Source organism: Pseudomonas sp. WS 5059 (assembly GCF_012985525.1).
In the GTDB taxonomy this organism is placed as follows: domain Bacteria; phylum Pseudomonadota; class Gammaproteobacteria; order Pseudomonadales; family Pseudomonadaceae; genus Aquipseudomonas.
In genome coordinates, this window is record NZ_JAAQWO010000002.1 from 273,032 (window position 1) to 293,310 (window position 20,279).

The 20,279-nt window shown below is 61.7% G+C and carries 14 protein-coding genes; 5 read left to right on the forward strand and 9 right to left on the reverse strand.

Annotation, left to right across the window (positions count from 1 at the left end):
* The first annotated feature begins 1 nt into the window (after nucleotide 1).
* Both HBO12_RS06045 and HBO12_RS06050 read left to right on the forward strand, forming a co-directional pair.
* Nucleotides 2-1,708 carry a PTS fructose-like transporter subunit IIB gene (locus HBO12_RS06045; protein ID WP_170041723.1) on the forward strand — a complete coding sequence of 569 codons (1,707 nt, stop codon included), beginning with the start codon at nucleotides 2-4 and terminating at the stop codon, nucleotides 1,706-1,708.
* 78 nt (nucleotides 1,709-1,786) lie between these two features.
* Complete coding sequence (locus tag HBO12_RS06050; protein WP_170041724.1) at nucleotides 1,787-3,328, forward strand: alkaline phosphatase D family protein; 1,542 nt, start codon at nucleotides 1,787-1,789, stop codon at nucleotides 3,326-3,328.
* Between the two features lie 164 nt (nucleotides 3,329-3,492).
* Here HBO12_RS06050 and HBO12_RS06055 read toward each other — a convergent pair whose 3' ends face one another.
* Together HBO12_RS06055 and HBO12_RS06060 are read right to left on the reverse strand one after the other, a co-directional pair.
* Nucleotides 3,493-6,015: a PepSY domain-containing protein gene (locus HBO12_RS06055; RefSeq protein WP_170041725.1), complete on the reverse strand. Its 2,523-nt coding sequence runs from the start codon at nucleotides 6,013-6,015 to the stop codon at nucleotides 3,493-3,495.
* Between the two features lie 136 nt (nucleotides 6,016-6,151).
* Entirely contained in the window at nucleotides 6,152-8,455 is a 2,304-nt protein-coding gene (locus tag HBO12_RS06060) for a TonB-dependent receptor (RefSeq protein ID WP_170041726.1), read from the reverse strand.
* 216 nt (nucleotides 8,456-8,671) lie between these two features.
* Between HBO12_RS06060 and HBO12_RS06065 the strand changes: the two genes are divergently transcribed.
* Nucleotides 8,672-9,352, forward strand: coding sequence for a Fe2+-dependent dioxygenase (locus tag HBO12_RS06065; RefSeq protein WP_169950977.1), 681 nt, complete (start codon nucleotides 8,672-8,674; stop codon nucleotides 9,350-9,352).
* A gap of 2 nt (nucleotides 9,353-9,354) precedes the next feature.
* The gene (locus HBO12_RS06070) at nucleotides 9,355-10,101 is read left to right on the forward strand and encodes a tetratricopeptide repeat protein (protein WP_170041727.1); all 747 of its coding nucleotides are present in this window, start codon (nucleotides 9,355-9,357) and stop codon (nucleotides 10,099-10,101) included.
* A 26-nt stretch (nucleotides 10,102-10,127) separates the two neighbouring features.
* On the opposite strand, the gene HBO12_RS06075 is transcribed toward HBO12_RS06070, so the two are convergent.
* The 5 genes from HBO12_RS06075 to HBO12_RS06095 all read right to left on the reverse strand — a co-directional run bounded on the left by HBO12_RS06075 (nucleotide 10,128) and on the right by HBO12_RS06095 (nucleotide 15,168).
* Complete coding sequence (locus HBO12_RS06075; protein WP_032861941.1) at nucleotides 10,128-11,291, reverse strand: type III PLP-dependent enzyme; 1,164 nt, start codon at nucleotides 11,289-11,291, stop codon at nucleotides 10,128-10,130.
* 425 nt (nucleotides 11,292-11,716) lie between these two features.
* Nucleotides 11,717-12,874, reverse strand: coding sequence for an osmoprotectant ABC transporter ATP-binding protein OsmV (locus tag HBO12_RS06080; RefSeq protein WP_029291958.1), 1,158 nt, complete (start codon nucleotides 12,872-12,874; stop codon nucleotides 11,717-11,719).
* Nucleotides 12,871-13,524, reverse strand: a complete 654-nt coding sequence (locus HBO12_RS06085) for an ABC transporter permease (RefSeq protein WP_027604864.1) — start codon at nucleotides 13,522-13,524, stop codon at nucleotides 12,871-12,873. Before HBO12_RS06085 ends, HBO12_RS06080 begins: the two co-directional genes overlap by 4 nt.
* 13 nt (nucleotides 13,525-13,537) lie before the next feature.
* Nucleotides 13,538-14,431, reverse strand: a complete 894-nt coding sequence (locus HBO12_RS06090; protein WP_170041728.1) for a glycine betaine ABC transporter substrate-binding protein — start codon at nucleotides 14,429-14,431, stop codon at nucleotides 13,538-13,540.
* A 20-nt stretch (nucleotides 14,432-14,451) separates the two neighbouring features.
* Complete coding sequence (locus HBO12_RS06095) at nucleotides 14,452-15,168, reverse strand: ABC transporter permease subunit (RefSeq protein WP_169950971.1); 717 nt, start codon at nucleotides 15,166-15,168, stop codon at nucleotides 14,452-14,454.
* Nucleotides 15,169-15,499: 331 nt separating this feature from the next.
* Between HBO12_RS06095 and HBO12_RS06100 the strand changes: the two genes are divergently transcribed.
* Nucleotides 15,500-17,083, forward strand: a complete 1,584-nt coding sequence (locus HBO12_RS06100; protein ID WP_169950969.1) for a peptide chain release factor 3 — start codon at nucleotides 15,500-15,502, stop codon at nucleotides 17,081-17,083.
* Nucleotides 17,084-17,147: 64 nt separating this feature from the next.
* Here the strand turns inward: HBO12_RS06100 and HBO12_RS06105 are convergent, their stop codons facing one another.
* Nucleotides 17,148-17,486 carry a hypothetical protein gene (locus HBO12_RS06105; protein ID WP_169950967.1) on the reverse strand — a complete coding sequence of 113 codons (339 nt, stop codon included), beginning with the start codon at nucleotides 17,484-17,486 and terminating at the stop codon, nucleotides 17,148-17,150.
* Nucleotides 17,487-17,746: 260 nt separating this feature from the next.
* Complete coding sequence (locus HBO12_RS06110) at nucleotides 17,747-20,005, reverse strand: TonB-dependent siderophore receptor (RefSeq protein WP_169950965.1); 2,259 nt, start codon at nucleotides 20,003-20,005, stop codon at nucleotides 17,747-17,749.
* Between the last annotated feature and the right edge of the window lie 274 nt (nucleotides 20,006-20,279).

The following is a 20,279-nucleotide window of genomic DNA, read 5'->3' on the forward strand; positions in this document are numbered from 1 at the left end:
CATGAAATTAGCCATTGTTACTGCCTGCCCCAACGGCATGGTCACCAGTGTGCTGTGCGCCCGCTTGCTGGACGCCGCCGCCCAGCGCCAGGGCTGGAGCACCAGCGTGGAGGTGGTGGACGTGAACCACCCCGAGCGCGCACTTTCCCAGGCCACCCTCGACGCGGCCGAATGGGTGTTGCTGGTCGCCAGCACGCCGGTGGACATGCAGCGCTTTGTCGGCAAGCGCGTGTACCAGAGCACCCCGGCCCAGGCGTTGCAGGACGTTGAAGCGGTGCTGCAACGGGGCGCGCAAGAGGCCCAGTTGTACGTGGCAACCGCCGCGGTGCCGGCGGCGAAAGCCGCCCCGCGTATCGTCGCCATCACCGCCTGCCCCACCGGCGTGGCCCACACCTTTATGGCCGCCGAAGCCTTGCAGCAAGCCGCCAAGGCCAAGGGTTATGAGCTGCAGGTGGAAACCCAGGGCTCGGTGGGCGCACGCACGCCCCTGAGCGAGCAAGCCATTCGCGACGCGGATGTGGTGCTGCTGGCCGCCGACATCGAAGTGGCCACCGAGCGCTTTGCCGGCAAGAAAATCTACCGTTGCGGCACCGGCATTGCGCTCAAGCAGTCCGCCGCAATCCTCGACAAAGCACTGGCCGAAGGCCAACAGGAAAGCGCGGCCAGTGGCGCGGTGGCCAAGGCGGAGAAAACCGGGGTCTACAAGCACCTGCTGACCGGCGTGTCGTTCATGTTGCCGATGGTGGTGGCGGGGGGCTTGTTGATTGCCCTGTCCTACGTCTTCGGGATCCACGCCTACGAAGAACCTGGCACCCTGGCCGCAGCCCTCAGAGCGGTCGGCGACCATGCCTTCACCCTGATGGTGCCGCTGCTCGCCGGCTACATCGCCTACTCGATTGCCGACCGTCCGGGCCTCGCGCCGGGGATGATCGGCGGCCTGCTGGCCAGTACCCTGGGCGCAGGTTTTATCGGCGGGATCTTCGCCGGTTTCCTCGCCGGCTACAGCGTCAAGCTGATCACCCGCGCGGTGCCATTGCCGCAAAGCCTGGAGTCGCTCAAGCCGATCCTGATCATCCCGTTGCTGGCGAGCCTGGTCACGGGCCTGGCGATGATCTACCTGATCGGCCCGCCCGTGGCGCAGATGCTGGCGGGCCTTACGGACTTTCTCAGCACCATGGGCACCACCAATGCGGTGCTGCTGGGCATCCTGTTGGGGGGGATGATGTGCGCCGACCTCGGCGGGCCGATCAACAAGGCAGCCTACGCCTTCTCCGTCGGCCTGCTGGCCTCCCAGAGCGGCGCGCCGATGGCCGCCACCATGGCCGCGGGCATGGTGCCGCCGATTGGCATGGCTATCGCTACGTTCCTGGCCCGGCGCAAGTTCGCCCAGACCGAGCGCGAAGCCGGCAAGGCCGCGTTGATCCTGGGCATGTGCTTTATCTCCGAAGGCGCCATCCCGTTCGCCGCCAAGGACCCGCTGCGCGTGATCCCCGCCAGCATCGCCGGCGGCGCGTTGACCGGCGCCTTGTCGATGTACTTCGGCTGCAAGTTGATGGCACCCCATGGCGGGCTGTTTGTGATGCTGATCCCGAACACCATCAACCATGCGCTGCTGTACCTGTTGGCGATCGTTGCCGGCAGCGTACTCACAGGGCTGGTGTACGCCGTGATCAAGCGTCCGGAGGCCGTCGAACTGGCCGTTGCCTGAGTGTAGGTAGCGACACCTGTCATCTGTGCTTCATCCGGCCATGCTTTAGTTTTCCTTTTGCTGTGCAGAGGCAAACCCATGAGCCACTTCAATCCCGGCCGTCGTCGGGTGATCCAGGGCGTCGGCGCCGGCCTGTTGCTGCCGGGGCTGGCGCCGGCGGTAATTGCTTCAGTCAAGGACCGGCCGCAGTTGACCGATGGCGTGCAGTCTGGCGACTTGCTGGGCGACCGCGCCATGATCTGGAGCCGCTGCGACCGCCCGGCACGGATGGTGGTCGAGTGGGATACCCGCAGCCTGTTCGGCAACCCGCGCCGTTTCATCTCGCCTTTGGCCGACAGCCGCAGCGACTTCACCGCCCGCGTCGAGCTGACCGGGCTGCCCGCCGACCAGGCGATTTTCTACCGTGTGCAATTTGAGGATGCGCAGACCGGCGTGGCCAGCGAGCCCTGGTTCGGCCACCTGCGCAGCGTGCCGCAACAACGGCGCGATATCCGCTTTGTGTGGAGCGGCGACACCGTCGGCCAGGGCTTTGGGATTAACCCGGATATTGGCGGCATGCGCATCTACGAAGCCATGCGCCTGCGCCTGCCGGACTTTTTTATCCACAGCGGCGACACCATCTACGCCGACGGCCCGGTACCGGCGCAATTGACCACCGAAGGCGGGCGCATCTGGCGCAACCTTACTACCGAGGCCAAGAGCAAAGTCGCGCAAACCCTGGATGAGTACCGTGGCAACTACCGCTACAACCTGATGGACGAAAACGTGCGCCGCTTCAATGCCCAGGTGCCGCAGATCTGGCAATGGGACGATCACGAAGTGGTCAACAATTGGTCGCCCGGCAAGCAACTGGACGAGCGTTACCAGACCAAGGACATCACCACCCTGGTGGGCCGCGCACGCCAGGCCTGGCTGGAATATGCGCCGATGCGCTTGCAGGGCGCCGACCAGGGTGGGCGCATCTACCGCAAGCTCAGCTACGGGCCGTTGCTCGATGTGTTTGTGCTGGATATGCGCAGCTATCGCGGGGCCAACGATGACAACCTGGGCGGGACCAAACCGTTTCTGGGGCGGGCGCAACTGGACTGGCTCAAGGGCGGACTCAAGGCGTCGAAGGCGCAGTGGAAGGTGATCGCCGCCGACATGCCCATCGGCCTCGGCGTGCCCGACGGCGAAGTCAGCCCCGGCGTGCCGCGCTGGGAGGCGGTGGCCAACGGCGACCCGGGCGCGGCCCAGGGCCGTGAGCTGGAAATTGCCGAATTGCTGGGCTTCCTGCGCGCGCAACAGGTGCGTAACCATGTGTGGCTGACCGCTGATGTGCACTACTGCGCGGCGCACCACTACCACCCGGACCGGGCGGCGTTCCAGGATTTCGAGCCGTTCTGGGAATTCGTCGCGGGGCCGCTGAACGCCGGGAGCTTCGGGCCCAATCCTTTGGATAAGACCTTTGGCCCGCAGGTGGTATTTGAAAAGGCCCCGGCCGTGCAAAACACATCGCCGTTTGCCGGGTTCCAGTTTTTTGGCGAGGTGCAGATTGATGGGCAGACGGCGGAGTTGACGGTCACACTACGCGACCTCGATGGCGTGTCGGTATTCGAACAAAAACTCCAACCCGCCTGACCTGAAATGCGCCCAAACCTGTGGGAGCGGGCTTGCCCGCGATTGCGGTGGATCAGCCAGCCAATGGGTTACTGACAGACCGCCATCGCGGGCAAGCCCGCTCCCACATTTGGATGTGTGCATGTCCAGAGATCGTAGACATCCCACATTTTGATGGGTGTACGTCAGTACACATCCCGGCGGTAGCGGCCCTGTTCGATAAGGCGTTCCACCGCCTCGCTTCCCAGGACGTCCACCAACACCTGGTCCACCCCGCCCGCCATGCCCTGCAAACTGCCACAGACATAAATCGCCGCGCCCTCGGCCAGCCATTTACGCAATACATCGGCGGATTCGCGCAGGCGGTCCTGGACGTAGATCTTCTCTTCTTGATCCCGCGAAAACGCCAGGTCCAGCAACGCCAGGTCGCCACTGGCCAGCCAGCCTTGCAGCTCGTCCTGGCAGTGGTAGTCGTGGGCGATGTTGCGTTCGCCGAACAGCAACCAGTTGCGCTGCTGGCCGTCGGCGATGCGCGCCTTGAGCAAGCTGCGCAAGCCGGCAAGGCCGGTGCCGTTGCCCAGCAGGATCAGCGGTACCGGGTCAGTCGGCAGGTGGAAGCCGCTGTTGCGCCGCAACCGCAGGCTGATTGCCGCGCCCAGCGGCGCGTGTTCGGTCAGCCAGCCTGAACCCAGGCCCAGGCTGCCGTCGGCGTGGCGTTCCTGGCGCACGATCAGTTCCAGTACGCCATCGCTGGCAATCGAGGCGATCGAGTATTCGCGCATGCCCACCGGCACCAGCGCCTCTACCAGGGCCTGGGCGTGCAGGCCGACCAGGTGGGAGCGGTTGTCCGGCAACTGGCGGCTGGCAAGCACCTGTTCCAGGGGCCGCACCAGGCCATCGATCAGCACTTCGTCCGTGCCGGCGATGCCCAGGCCGTCGAGGAAATGTTCGACGGCCCACGGGCAATTGCGTGGCAGGATTTCCACCAGGTCGCCGGCCAGCCAGTTCCGTGGGGCGGGCGGGGTGAGCCCCAGCAGGTAGACGCCCGAGCCGCTGCTGTCTGGGTTGAGCAGGGTGCGCCGGCCCAGGGTCCAGCTTTCGTAGCTGGCGCTGGCCCAGGCGGCCGATGCGTGGCCGGTGATCTGCCCCAGTTGCTGTTGCCAGTGCAACAGGGCCTCCTGGTCGCCGCTGTCGACTTCCACCGGGGCGAACAACGGGTTGCCGCCCTGGTTGGTCAGCCAGAAGTGCAGGCGCCGGGCAAAGCCGCAAAAGTGCTGGTATTGACGATCGCCCAGAGCCAGCACCGAGTAGTTCAGGCCCTGGAGGGCAAGGTCTTGGCCCAGCACGCTGCGTTCGAAGCCGCGCGCGCTGTCCGGGGCTTCGCCGTCGCCGAAGGTGCTGACCACAAACAGCGCATGTTCCGACTGGCGCAAGTCGTCTTCACTGACACTGCCCAGGGGCTGCACCTTCACCGGCAACCCGGCCGCCTGCAACTGGCCGGCGGTCTGCCAGGCCAGTTGCTCGGCAAAGCCGCTCTGGCTGGCGAAACCGATCAGCCAGGCCGGTGCATTGCCAGGGTTTTCGCCCAGACCTTTGCGTGCATCGCGCACCTGGCGCTTTTTGCGGCGGCGGTCCAGGTACAGCAACCAGCCGGTAATAAAGAACAGCGGCATGCACAGCGAAGTGACGGTAAGGATGATCCGCCCCACCAGGCCGAAGTAACTGCCCACATGCAGCGCATAGATGCTGGTCAGCAATTGCGCCTTGAGGCTTTTATCGCTATAGCGTTGAACACTTTTGACCACGCCAGTGGCCGGGTCCAGGTTGATCTGGTTCAGCGCGCGGTCATGGGGAGAGTTCTGCAACAGGTAGTAGATCGTGGCCGGTTGCCCGGCGACGGCAGGCATACGGATGTTGTAGGCACTCAGGCCCGGGCCGGCGGTGCTGTAGATGCTGCTCCAGATCGCCTCGTAGTTGGCCACGGGTGCCGGGCCCGCCGGCGCCGGGCCGCGATTGCGCACCCGCTCGTTTTGCGGGGCATCGGACAGCAGCTTGGTCAGGCCCTTGTTGTACCACTCGTAGGACCACGACAAACCGGTGAGCGCGGCCAACAGGTAGAACAGCAGGCACCAGGTGCCGAACACCGAGTGCAGGTCCCAGTTGAAACTGCGGCCTTTCTTGCGCCAGTCCAGGGTCAGCCAGGCACGCCAACTCGCCACCTGGCGCGGCCAGCGCAGGTACAGGCCGGAGAGGCAGAAGAAAATCAAGATCAGCGTACAGGCGCCGGTGATTTGCCGGCCGGTATCGCCCATGGCGAGGAAGCGGTGCAGTTGCAGCATCAGACCGAAAAAGTCCTGGCCGACGGCATCGCCCAGGTAGTCGCCGGTGTACGGGTCGAAGTAGCGCATCTGCCCCCGGCGTTCGCCCGGTGGCGGCGTGAAGAAGACCCGGGCGGCGTTGCCACTTTCGCTTTCCACCCACAGCATGGACACGGCCTTGCCTTCGGTGGCTTCGAGTTTGCGCACCAGTTCAGCGGGTGGCAGCACCCCGGCGGGTTGCTGGTGCACGGTCAGTACCGTGGGGTTGAGCGCCCGCAGGATTTCATCCTGGAACGAGTACGCGGCCCCGGTAATCCCCATCAATGCCAACACCAGCCCGGCGGTAATGCCGAAAAACCAGTGCAACTGGAATAGGGTCTTCTTCAACACGTCGGACGGCCTCGCTGAGCTGGATAGGAATTTTACGGCGCGCATTATGCCGTGAGTTGTCGAGAAAGATTCTTTTTTACATACGAAAGCCCCGGGCATCCGATGCGCGGGGCTTTTGCATGAAACCTACAGCGTCTTAGAAGTGGAAGCTGGTGGTCAACAGGGCCGTACGACCGGCTGCCTGGTTGGCGAAGTGTGCGCCGTAGGCCTTGTCGTAGTAGGTCTTGTCGGTCAGGTTCTGCACGTTCAATTGCAGGTCGACGTTCTTGGTCAGCTTGTAGCTGGCCATGGCGTCGTAGCGGGTGTAGGACGGTACGTAGACGGTGTTGGCCGGGTCGCCGTAGACGTTGTCGACATAGAACGCGCCGCCACCGACGGTCAGTTTCGAGGTGATGTCATAGGTGGTCCACAGGCTGAAGGAGTGCTTCGGCGTGTTGGGCATTTCGTTGCCTTTGTTGGAGCCGGCGGTGACGACACCCAAACGGTTGCCGTTTTTGCCTGGGTCCACCAACTCGCTTTTCAGGTAGCTGTAGCCGGCGAATACCTGCCACTGCTCGGTGAGTTTGCCGCTGGCGGAAAGCTCCAGGCCATCGACCCGGGACTCACCGGCGTTTTCATAGGTGTTGGAGTTGACCAGAACCCGCGCGTTTTTCTTCTCGGTGCGGAACACGGCAGCGGTCAGGGACAGACGGTCGTGGAACAAATCCCACTTGGTGCCCAGCTCGTAGTTGACGGTTTCTTCCGGTTTCATGTCGCTGGTGTTGATGCCGGTTGGGATGGCGTTGGAGTCGACACCTTCACCCACCAGGCCGCCAGCAGGCGAGGCCGAAGTGGCATAGGAGGTGTAGATGCTGCCGTTTTCCATCGGCTTCCAGACCAGGCCGGCCTGCCAGTTGAAGAACTGGCTGTCGTCCTTGAGCTTGGTGCGGGCTTTTACCGTGGCGGAGGGTACCGCGTTGGTGTTGGCCTCGGTGTCGAACGTGTCGTAGCGCAGGCCGACGTTCAGCAGCCACTGCGGGTCGAGTTCGATGGTGTCGAACACGTACGCGGCGCGGCTGGTGGCCTTGGTGTTGGTGCCCATGTAGTTGCGGGCGACGCTGCCGGTCCAGGCATCGTTGGGGTTCGGGTCGCTCAACGAAGTGCACTGGCCGCCCTTGCCGCCGCCGGCCACGGTGCAGCTCGGGTTGCTGTTGGGGCTGACGGTGTAACCGCTGACACGGGTTTCTTCACCGGTAAATTCCAGCCCCGTGGAGTAGCTGTGCTTGAAGCCCAGGGCCTGGAAGCTGCCGAACAGATCGGTCTGGTTGGTGGTAGTCGTGGTGGTGGACACGCGGCTGTTGGCCCGGCGCCAGACGGTACCGAACTGGTTGACGTTGTGCTGGCTGTCGTCCGGTTGGGTGAGCACGTAGTCCTGGCCGGTGCTGCCGTGACGCAGGGTGTTTTTGATCGTCATGTTGTCGTTCAGGTCGTGCTCGATGGAGAACGTACTGATATCGGCGCGGGTCTTGCGGAAGTCGCGATCCTTCAAACCATAGAAGTTGCTGCTGTCGCCACCGTCGGTGGGTTTGTCATGCACATGCACAGCCGTCGCGGAACTGTTGCTGTAGCCGTAGGGAATGCCCGAATCCGGCAGGTCGTTGCTTTCCATGTGGTAGTAGCTGAGGTTGACGCGGGTCGGGGTGCCCAGGCCAAAGGTCAGCGATGGTGCCACGCCCCAACGGTCGTAGTTGACTGCGTCGCGGCCGGCCACGTTCTGTTCGTGGCTCATCAGGTTCAGGCGGAACGCGGCGTTGTCGAGGAACTGGCGGTTGACGTCGAGGGCATAGCGCCGGGTCTGGTCGGAGCCGTAGGTAAAGCCGCCGTTGAGGAAGTCCCGTGCTTGTGGGGTCTTGCTCACCAGGTTGAGGCTGCCACCGGCCGAGCCACGGCCACCGAACGAGGAGTTGGGGCCCTTGCTGACTTCGATGGACTCGATATCGAAAATTTCCCGGCTCTGGCCGCCGGTATCACGCACGCCGTCCAGGTAGGTGTCGCCCTGGGCATCGAAGCCACGGATAAACGGACGGTCGCCCTGGGGGTTGCCGCCTTCACCGGCACCAAAGGTAATCCCCGGCACGGTACGCAGAGCGTCCTGCAGCGAGGTGGCGGCGGTGTCCTTGAGCACCTGCGCTGGCACCACGGTGACGGAGCGCGGGGTGTCGACCAGCGGCGCGGTGTATTTCTGCGAAGAGGCTTTTTCGGTCTGGTAGGAGGTTGCGTCCTGTTCCTGGCCGGTGATGCTGGTGGCCCCGAGGGAAATGCTGTTGCGCTCGCCTTTTTGTTCGGTCTCTTGGGCCGCTTGCGCCATATGGGCGACAGAGCTGGCGCTGATGGCCACGCCAATGGCCGAGGCCAGCAAGCGCGGTGAACTGTTTGGTGTTTTTGTAATGTGGCGCGACATGAAATTCCCTACCCCAAGGATGTTAGGGCGCGAAATATATTGTAAACAATTATGCATAGCAATTGAGAGGCATTGCTATTTGCACTCTATTTACAAAATTTACACTTCGGGAGTTACGGTTTTTGCGGGCTCATACGTCTGCCCGTCGGATCAGGGTTTTACAGCGTCAATAGTAATCAATACCATTGGCGCCCCTCTGCCCTCAGGTAACGTCTCATGCTGCTGCATATTCCCGGCCTGTTCTCCCGCGAAGAAGTCCTGCGCATCCGCGAAGCCCTGGAGCAGGCGGACTGGGCAGACGGCAAGATCACCGCCGGGCACCAGTCGGCCAAGGCCAAGCACAACCTGCAATTGCCCGAAGGCCACCCACTGGCCAAGGAAATCGGCGCGGCCATGCTCGAGCGCCTATGGCAAAACCCGCAATTCATGTCGGCGGCGCTGCCACACAAAGTCTTCCCGCCATTGCTCAATTGCTACACCGCGGGGGGCAGCTTCGACTTTCATATCGATAACGCCGTGCGCCAGCCCAAGGGCAGCCCCGAGCGGGTGCGCACCGACCTGTCTGCCACGCTGTTTTTCAGCGACCCGGATGAGTACGACGGCGGCGAACTGCAGATCCAGGACACTTTCGGCCAGCAGCAGGTCAAGTTGCCGGCCGGCGACATGGTGCTGTACCCCGGCTCCAGCCTGCACAAAGTCAACGCCGTGACCCGTGGTGCGCGCTATGCCGCGTTTTTCTGGACCCAAAGCCTGGTGCGTGAAGACAGCCAGCGCACGTTGCTGTTCGAAATGGACGGTGCGATCCAGCAACTGAGCCGTGACGTACCGGACCACCCGGCCCTGATCCAGCTCACCGGCACCTATCACAACCTGTTGCGTCGCTGGGTCGAGGTCTGAGCATGGCTTTTCACTTGCGCCGCGAAGAACGCCTCGACGGCGAACAACTGCGCGCCATGCTCGACGAATCACCGGCCCGCGCGGCCCAGGCGATCCTGATGGCGGCGAAGGAGGGCGTGCTCGATGCCCAGGCGCTACTGGGGCAAATTCTCCTGGAAGGGCGCGGGATCAAGCGCGATGAGGCACTGGCCCTGCGCTGGTTCCGGATTGCGGCACAGGGCGGGCACCTGATGGCACGCAATATGGCGGGGCGCTGCCTGGAGCACGGCTGGGGTTGCGCCGCCGATGAGCGGGCGGCGGCCGTCGAGTATCGCCAGGCAGCAGAGGCGGGGCTGGATTGGGGGTTGTACAACTACGCCAACTTGCTGGCCACCGGGCGCGGTGTGACGCCAGACCAGCAACAGGCGCTGGCCTGTTATCGCCAGGCTGCCGAACGGGGGCATGCCAAGTCGATGAACCTGTTGGGGCGATACCTGGAAGAAGGGCAATTTTGCGCGCAAGACCTGCCCGCAGCGCGCGATTGGTATCGTCGCTCGGCCGAAGGTGGGGATTTTCGCGGGCAGTTCAGTTATGCGGCGGTGCTGGCGGATCAAGGCCAGGTCGAGGCGGCGCTGGAGTGGCTGCACCGGGCGCTGGAAGGCGGGAATCTGAAGTTTTTGCAGGTGGCGCACAAAGCGCTGGCGGCGGCGAATGATCCGCAGATTCGCGCCATGGCTGCTGCCTACCAGCAACGCGCAGAAGAGTTGTAGGAGCCGGCAAGCCGGCTCCTACGGGGTCAGACGTAGAAGGATTTCAGCGGTGGGAAACCGTTGAATTCAACGGCGCTGTAGCTGGTGGTGTACGCACCGGTGGACAGCCAGTACAGGCGGTCACCAATGGCCAGGTTCAGCGGCAGGCCGTACTTGTAGTTTTCGTACATGATATCGGCGCTGTCGCAGGTAGGACCGGCGATCACCACTTCTTCCATCTCGCCTTTTTTCTCGGTCCAGATCGGGAACTTGATGGCTTCATCCATGGTTTCGATCAGGCCGGAGAACTTGCCCACATCCGTGTACACCCAGCGCTCGACGGCGGTGCGGGATTTACGTGCAACCAATACCACTTCGCTGACCAGGATCCCGGCGTTGGCGATCAACGAACGGCCCGGCTCCAGGATGATTTCCGGCAGCTCGTCACCGAAGTCTTCCTTGAGGAAGCGGATGATTTCCTCGGCGTAGGTTTCCAGGCTGTTGGTGCGGGTGATGTAGTTGGCCGGGAAGCCGCCGCCCATGTTGATCAGCTTGAGGTGGATGCCGTCTTCTTCTTTCAAGCGCTCGAAGATCACCTTGACCTTGGCGATGGCTGCGTCCCACACGCTGATATCACGCTGCTGCGAACCCACGTGGAACGAGATGCCGTAGGGCACCAGGCCCAGGTCGCGGGCGAGGATCAGCAGGTCCATGGCCATGTCGGTCTGGCAGCCGAATTTGCGCGACAAAGGCCAGTCAGCCGTAGTCGAGCCTTCGGTAAGGATACGCACATAGACTTTGGAGCCCGGCGCGGCCTTGGCGATGTTGCGCAGGTCGGCTTCGGAGTCGGTGGAGAACAGGCGCACGCCTTTCTCGTAGAAGTAGCGGATGTCCTTGGATTTCTTGATGGTGTTGCCGTAGCTGATACGGTCGGCGCTGACGCCGCGGTCCATGACCTTGTCCAGCTCGTAGATCGAGGCGATGTCGAAGCTCGAACCCTTGTCTTTCAACAGGTCGATGATCTCGACGGCAGGGTTGGCCTTGACGGCGTAGTACACCTTGGCGAATTCGAAACCGGCGCGCAGGTCATCGTAGGCCTGGCTAATCATCGCGGTGTCGATCACCACGAACGGGGTTTCTTGCTTGTCGGCGAACGCCTTCATTTTGTCAAAGGTGGCGCGCGCGAAATAGTCTTCGACGTTGATCGACATGCTGGGAACTCCTAAGGGCAAACTAAATTGATCAATGGGTGCAAATGAACGTCCTCCGTATCCCCACTTTGGTTCGCCTACTTCCCAAGGCATGTCGCCGAAAGCAAAAAGGCCACGGGATAAGCTTCCCTTGGCCTTGCTGTCTCGTCGTCAGTACTTGAGCCGGATGGATCGTTTCCAGCATGGACGTTCGGCGCGAACTTTAGGGCGTGAGGAGCTTGAGATCAACTAAAAATGTCGCGTTTTTGCACGCGTTCGTCGCGCGATCCCGTGCAGCTACTTATGTAACCGACCGGTGTGACGGATTGATGTTCCCCGGATGGGGCTGATCAGATGGATTTGCGGTGTATTCATCGCAGGCAAGCCAGCTCCTACAGGGATTGCATTCCAACTGTGGGAGCTGGCTTGCCTGCGATAGCGGTCTATCAGGCCAAGGCAGTCTCGGCAGGCGACACGATACTGGTCTTGCCCCCACGGGACTTACCGGAGCTCAGGTACTCGGCAATCGACTCTTGGGTCACTTCACCCAAAAACACCCGCTCGGCATCCATCACCGGCAGCCACGAGCGGTTGAACTCGTACATGCGCGACAACAGGATGCGCAAGTGCTCGTCAAACGCCGCCGTGGCGTTGAACTCGCGCAGGTATTGGGCGCAGGTACCCGTCTGACGATGCAGGTCGCGACGTCGTACATAACCCAGGGCCTTGTTCTCGGCGCAGGTGACCACCACATAGCGCCGGTCATGCTCGTCCATCAGCTCCAGGGCATCGGCCACCGGCGTTTCCGGGCTGACCGACGGGGCGTTGTCCGCCGCGTCTTCGGCCTTGACCAGCAGCAGGCGCTTGAGGGTGCTGTCCTGGCCGACAAAGTTGCTGACAAACTCGTCGGCAGGATGGGCCAGCAGGGTGTCCGGGTGGTCGATCTGCAACAGCTTGCCGGCGCGGAAGATGGCGATTTTGTCGCCCAGCTTGATCGCCTCGTCGATGTCATGGCTGACCATGATCACTGTCTTGTTCAATGCGCGCTGCATCTCGAAGAACTCGTTCTGGATCATCTCGCGGTTGATCGGGTCGACCGCGCCGAATGGCTCATCCATCAGCAGCAATGGCGCGTCGGCCGCCAGGGCGCGGATCACGCCGATCCGCTGTTGCTGGCCACCGGACAATTCACGGGGGTAGCGGTGCAGATACTGCTTGGGTTCGAGCTTGATCATGCTCATCAACTCACGGGCGCGGTCGTGGCACTTCTGCTTGTCCCAGCCCAGCAGCTTGGGCACCACCACGATGTTTTCCTCGATGGTCATGTTGGGGAACAGGCCGATCTGCTGGATCACGTAGCCGATGTTGCGGCGCAGGGTCACTTCGTCGAGGTCGGTGGTGTCCTCGCCGTTGATCAGGATCTTGCCCGAGGTGGGCTTGATCAGGCGGTTGATCATCTTCAGCGTGGTGCTCTTGCCGCAACCCGAGGGGCCGAGGAATACGCAAATCTCGCCTTCATTGACAGTCAGGCTCACGTCGTTAACGGCGGTGACAGTCTTGCCGTTGCTTTGGAAGGTCTTGGACAGGTTTTGAAGTTCGATCATTTGAGCAATCCTTTTGGAGTCAGCGAGCGTTGCAGCCATTGCAGAAGCAGGTCGGCGAAGATGGCCAGGAGACTGACCAGCACGGCGCCAACGATCAGCATCGACATGTCGCTGCGGCTGATGGAAGCCAGAATAAGTACACCCAGGCCACCGGCGCCGATGGTGGCGGCAATGGTCATTACACCGATGTTCATCACCACGGCGGTGCGCACGCCGGCGAGGATCACCGGCACGGCGATGGGCAGCTCGACCATGCGCAGGCGCTGGCCGAAGGTCATGCCGATGCCTTTGGCGGCTTCGCGGATGCCCGGCTCGACACCGGTCAGGGCCAGGTAGGTGTTACGCATGATCGGCAGCAGGGAGTAGAGGAACACGGCGGTGATCGCCGGCATCGGCCCCAGGCCCTGGCCGAACTTGGAGTAGAACGGCAGCAGCAGGCCGAACAGGGCAATCGACGGGACGGTCAGCAGCACCGTGGCGCTGGCCTGCAACGGGCCGGCCAGGGTCGGGAAGCGGGTCATCAGCACGCCCAGGGGCACGCCGACGACAATCGCGAGGATCACGGCGATCCCGACCAGGGTGATGTGCTGCCAGGTCAGGTGTAGGACTTGGGCCCAATCAAGATGGGAAAAGGCGTTCAGAAATTCCATGTCTTCTCCTCTTTTAGTTGAGTGGGTGCTGGCGCAGGAAGTCAGCGGCAACGGCCGATGGGCTTTCATGGTCGACGTCGACCCGCGCGTTCAGCTGGCGCATGGTTTCATCGTCGAACAGCGCCGCCAGTGGCTTGAGGTCGGCGGCCAATTGCGGGTGGGCATCCAGATAAACCTGGCGTACCACCGGGGCTGCGGTGTAGTCCGGGAAGTAGTGCAGGTCATCTTCCAGCAGCTTCAACTTGAAGGCGTTGAGGCGGCCATCGGTGGTGTACACCAGGCCGGCAAACACCTGGCTATTACGCAGGGCGGTGTAGACCAGGCCTGCGTCCATCTGCCGGGTGTTCTTGCGGGTGAGGTTCATGCCGTACAGCTTGACCATGCCGGCCATGCCGTCGGAACGGTTGGCGAACTCGGTATCCAGGGCCACCAGGCGGTTTTCACGGGTTGGCTCGGCCAGCGCCTTGGTCAGGTCGCTGATGGTGTTGATCTGCGGATACTCCTTGGCCACGTTTTCCGGCAGGGACAGGGCGTAGGTGTTGCTGAACTTCGACGGCGACAGCCAGACCAGGCCTTTTTTTGCGTCGAGTTCTTTCACCCGTGCGTAGGACTGTTCGCTGTCGAGCTTCTCGTCCACATGGTTGTAGGCCACCAGGGACACGCCGGTGTACTCCCAGATCAGGTCCAGTTGCCCGCTCTCCTGGGCACTGCGCGCCAGGTTGCTGCCCAGGCCGCCGGTCACGCGGGTGTCGTAGCCCTTGGTGCGCAGGTACTGGGAGGTAATTTCGGCGAGCAGGGTCTGCTCGGTGAAGACCCGGGCGCCGATACGGATCACCGGTTTTTCAGCGGCTTGCGCAATGCCTGCAAACAGCAGGACGCAGCTCAATATCAAAGTCAGTTTTTTCATGTCGATTCCTTTACCCAGCCTTAAGACGGACGCAACCCGCGTTCCAGCCAGAGGCGGCTGGCCATGGTCACCAGACCGTCAAGCAGCAACGCCAGCAACGCGGTACACGCGGCGCCGAGTAGCAATTGCGGCTGATTGTTCAGGGCAATGCCGGGGAAGATCAGGCTGCCCAGGCTGTTGGCGCCAATCAGGAACGCCAGCGGTGCGGTGCCGACGTTGATCGCCAGGGCCACACGTACGCCACCGATGATGATCGGCACGGCGTTGGGCAGTTCGACGCGAAACAGCACCTGGCGAGGGGTCATGCCGATGCCGACGGCGGCTTCCTTCAAGGAACCCTGCACGTTTTTCAGGCCTTCGTAGGTATTGCGCACGATGGGCAGCAAGGAGGCGAGGAACAGGGCGAAGATGGCTGGGCCACTGCCTATGCCGAGGACGCCGAGGGCGATGGCCAGTACGGCCAGGGGAGGGACGGTGTTGCCGATGTTGAAGATCTGCATGAAGCGTTCTGCGCGCCCGACCATATTCGGTCGGCTGAGCAGGATACCGGCGGGGATCCCTACAATCAGGGCAGCCAGCATGGAGACAAGTACAAGAATCAGGTGAGCTTGCAGGTAAAACAACAAATCGTCGCGGTACATCTCGATCGTGTTGATGCCGATCCAGTGGACCAGCAGGGCCAGGAGAGCGACGACAACCGCTCCTCCTATCAGCCCTTTGCCATAGCGAATAGCCACAGGCGGACTCCTTTTTTCTTTTGTCGGCGAACACATTTCCGAGCGGCAATGCCATTCCTGGCTGTCGGCGAATATGTTCGCGAAAAGCAGCTCGCCGATACCGGCAATGCGGTATGCGATCAAGCCATGAGCGCAGCCTCGTCAGGCTAACTTGCTGATTTTTCAGCCCCTGTTACGAGTGCGGTAGCAGGGGAGTGGACGTCTCTACCTTTTAAAAGGTTCCATACTTGGCAGCATTTAGCCACCCCCAATCGGGTGAACGGTGGTCCGGCTCCCTGGGTTTGCGCTATACTCGCCGCCCTTTTTTGACTCACCTGCCAGGCGATTTCCCATGACCCACCAGGCCGCCGAAGTCGCGAAACGCCGCACTTTCGCCATTATTTCCCACCCCGATGCCGGTAAAACCACCATCACCGAAAAGCTCCTGCTGATGGGCAAGGCGATCGCAGTGGCCGGCACGGTGAAATCCCGCAAGTCTGATCGCCATGCCACCTCAGACTGGATGGAGATGGAGAAGCAACGGGGTATTTCCATTACCACGTCGGTCATGCAGTTCCCCTATCGCGACCACATGATCAACCTGCTCGACACCCCGGGCCACGAAGACTTCTCCGAAGACACCTACCGCACCCTGACCGCGGTGGACTCGGCCTTGATGGTCCTCGACGGTGGTAAGGGTGTCGAGCCCCGCACCATCGCCCTGATGGACGTGTGCCGCCTGCGTGACACGCCGATCGTCAGCTTTATCAACAAACTCGACCGTGACATCCGCGACCCGATCGAACTGCTGGATGAAATCGAAGCCGTCCTGAAGATCAAGGCCGCGCCGATCACCTGGCCGATTGGTTGCTACCGCGACTTCAAGGGCGTGTACCACCTGGCCGACGACTACATCATTGTCTACACCGCCGGCCACGGTCATGAACGCACCGATGTGAAGATCATCGAGAAACTCGACTCCGATGAGGCCCGCGCCCACCTGGGTGACGAGTACGACCGCTTCGTCGACCAACTAGAGCTGGTGCAGGGCGCCTGCCACGAGTTCAACCAGCAGGAATTCCTCGACGGGCAACTGACCCCGGTGTTCTTCGGTACCGCTCTGGGCAACTTCGGCGTCGACCACGTACTGGATGCGGTGGTCAACTGGGCACCGAAACCACTGGCGCGGGTTGCCAACGAACGGACCGTGGAGCCGGTTGAAGAGAAATTCAGCGGTTTCGTGTTCAAGATCCAGGCGAACATGGACCCCAAGCACCGCGACCGTATCGCCTTTATGCGTATCTGCTCCGGCAAATACGAAAAAGGCATGAAGATGCGCCACGTACGCACCGGCAAGGACGTGCGTATCGGCGACGCCCTGACGTTCTTCTCCTCGGAGCGTGAGCAGTTGGAAGAGGCGTTTGCCGGCGACATCATCGGCCTGCACAACCACGGCACCATCCAGATCGGCGACACCTTCACCGAAGGCGAAGCGCTGGGCTTCACCGGCATCCCGCACTTCGCCCCGGAACTGTTCCGCCGCGTACGCCTGCGCGACCCGCTCAAGTCCAAGCAACTGCGCCAGGGCTTGCAGCAGTTGGCGGAAGAGGGCGCCACCCAGGTGTTCTTCCCCGAGCGCAGCAACGACATCATCCTCGGCGCCGTGGGTGTGCTGCAGTTCGATGTGGTGGCCAGCCGCTTGAAAGAGGAATACAAGGTCGAATGCTCCTACGAGCCGATCACCGTGTACTCCGCGCGCTGGATTGATTGCAGCGACAAGAAGAAGCTCGAAGAGTTTTCCAACAAGGCCGTGGAAAACCTCGCCATCGATGGCGGCGGCCACCTGACCTACCTGGCGCCGACGCGGGTCAACCTGGCGCTGATGGAAGAGCGCTGGCCGGATGTGAAATTCCGGGCGACGCGCGAGCATCACTAAGGGTTAGCGGTACGAAAAAAGGCGAAGCTGTGATGGCTTCGCCTTTTTATTCGGCGGTAGATTATTAGGTATTGGGCCCAACTTTAAGTTGTTTAAGACTTAGATCAGCCCCCGCCCTTAGGGTTTCAACTTGTGCGGCTATTGCATCTTTGACAATTGCTTCGCCCACGTCAGTGATTTCCTGATTTTTTATATAGTTCACACTCAAGAACAATAGGTGCATGGCAACATCCATCGCACTTTGAAAAGACAGCAGTGTATTGTTATTCCCCAGTTCATCGACCACTCTTTCCCAGCGCCGGTCAGACTCGACCTGCAAGGCCTTGAACTCCGCCAGCGACACGTCGCCGTCCTCGTAGATATCAGACAGCAGCTTTTCCAGGGATTTTGAAATGTCTCGCATGACAGCCCTCGCAAAGAATATAAGAAGTTGCAGCGGGCGGACTTTATTCTTTGCGCGTGGCGTTGCGCAATTGCGGAAACATAGAGGTTACAAGTTACAGAAAGTTAGTCTGTGAGGCGGGGATTGGTGCTGTTTTTAATGTCGGACTTGTCGTTGGTTTTATCGCGAATAGGCGGTAATTACGTGCGTCAGAATGACCATTAAAAAAGCTCCGCCAGGCATGCCGGGCGGAGCAGAGATACAGGCGCAGGTAACTGGCCTTAGAACGAAGCCGTCACCGACGCAAAATACGCCCGACCCGGTTCGTTGTACGTCTGGGCGCCCGCATCATCAGCATTGCCTTTGCGATACAGGCGCTTGTCCAGCAGGTTTTCGATGCCCACGCGTACGCTCAGGTTCTTGTTGAACTCGTAGCCGCTGCTCAAGCCCATCAAGCCGTACGGGTCCACGTCCTGCTGGGCGCTGCGATCATAGTTGCTGGCGCTGCGCGAGTTGAGGGTTGGCGACTCCTGCTTGCCGTAGTAGGTGCCGCTGACCTGGAACGACAGCTTGTCGGTGGCCTGCCAGTCCAGCGTGGTGTTGACCGTGTACTTGGGAATGACGCTCAGCGGCTCGCCGGTGTCCTTGTCCTTGGAGTCGATCATGTAGGTCAGGTTGGTGTTCCAGTCCAGGTCGTCGCGCAAGCTCATGAACAGGTTGCCTTCGACCCCCTGCACCAGCGCGGCGCCGCTGTTTTCCCATTCCAGCACACGGCGCCCGCCGTCCAGGCGGTAGGCGGCGGTGTTGCTGGCGTTGATTTTGTTCTTGTAGTCATTACGGAAGTAAGTCGCGCTGGTGCGCCAGGTGCCTTTGTCATAGGCCAGGCCAATTTCCTTGTTGACGCTGATTTCCGGTTTCAGGTCCGGGTTGCCCACCAGGTAGCAGCCACCGGAGTTGGTTTCGCCGGCGTTGCAGCCGTTGCCACGGCTGTACAGCAAGTAGTTGGGGTTGGACTGGTACAGGTTGGGCGTCTTGTAGGCCCGGGCAATCCCGCCCTTGAGGCTCAGTTCATCGGTCAACTGGTGCGAGGCGTTGAGGCTCGGGCTCCAGTTGCCGCCGTATTCTTCATGATCGTCGTAGCGCAGGCCGGGAGTGATGATGGTCTTGCTGCCGACTTCGATGTTGTCCTCGGCGAACAGCGCGTAGCTCGAGGCCGTGGTCTTGGTGCTGCTGCGGCTCATCCCCGGAATGCTCGGCACGCCGCCGGTGCCTGGGTCGTAGCTTTGTGGGCGCAGCGAGCCTGGGTCGTTCATCGACTCGTAGAGGTATTCGCTGCCCAGGGTCAGCACCTGCTCGGTGCCGAAACTCAGGGGCAGGTTGACCTCGGCGGTGGCCCGGGTGTTGCGCAGGCGCGATTCGAAACGGCCAGCGGTGGCGGAGGGTGCGCCCTCGCCGGAGCCGGCCAGGCCTTCGTTGAGGCGTGCGTTGCGGGTCAGGTCGTGGCTCAGGGAGGCCAGGGTCGAGCCCCAGTCGAACTCGCCACGGTGGGTGGCGGAGAAACTGCTGCGCTGGATCACGCTGGTTTCTTTGCCGACCAGGCTGTTAACGAACACGCCGCCGCCGTTAAGCATGGTGTCGCCGGCGAAGATATTGCCCTGGCGGCTGTAGCTGGCTTCCAGGTCCAGGGTTTGCTCAGGGGTGAATTGCCAACTGAGCAAGCCGTTGACGTCTTTGTTGCGCACACCCTCGCGGCCGGCAACCAGCGAGTCGGCGGTGGCCTGTTCAGCCTGGTTGATGGTGGAATCGTCGGCATCGGTCTTGTTCAAGCCGCCATACACCCGGAACGCCAGGGTATCGCTCAGCGGCCCGCTGAGGTTGAAGTTGGTGCGCTTGCTCATGCCTTCGGCATCGTCTTCGGGCAGCGACACGTAAGTGGTCAGCGAGCCGTGCAACTGATCGGTGGGGCGCTTGGTGATGATGTTGATCACCCCGCCCATGGCCCCGGAGCCGTAACGCGCGGCGGCCGGGCCGCGCAGGATTTCAATGCGTTCGACTTCCTCGGCCGGTACCCAGTTGGTTTCGCCACGGGTATCACGGTCGCCGCTCCAGCCGTAGCGCACGGCATTGCGTGAGGTCGACGGCTTGCCATCGATCAGGATCAGGGTGTTTTCCGGGCCCATGCCGCGCAGGTCGATCTGGCGGTTGTTGCCACGGCTGCCGCTGGAACTGTTGCCGCTCAGGTTGACGCCGGGTTCACGGCGGATGATGTCCGACAGATCGTTGGTGGGTGGGCGTTTCTTGATGTCTTCGGCGGTGATGATCGACACGCCGGGTGCCTGCTTGAGCTCTTCGGCGGCGGTGCCCAGGATGCGCGTTTCGCTCAGCTCCAGGGCCTGGGAGGTGCCATCGACGGGCAGGTCGCTAGCTTCTACCGGCACTTTGTCGCGCTCTCTTTCCAGGGTGTCCGCCAGCAGCGCAGGGGATGAAAGGGCGGCGATAAACGCCAGGGAGAAGTGGCTGAGCCTGAATCGAGGTGACATGTCCGCAAAATCCTTTATGAAAGGTGGCAACTGAGCGAGATGCACCAGAATTGCCTTCCAGCAGGATTCGGCGCGCTCTACGCGCCGGAATGCTAGTCATTATCAAATACAAGTAAATATCATTTACAATTTTTACACTTAGCTAAAAACAAAAAAGCCCCTCCCGCCAGACTGATGCGCAATCTGGCGGGAGAGGCTGTACAACGCTGTATTGCCCTGTGGCAGCGGGCTTGTGTGGGAGCGGGCTTGCCCGCGATGCAGGCACCTTGCACTG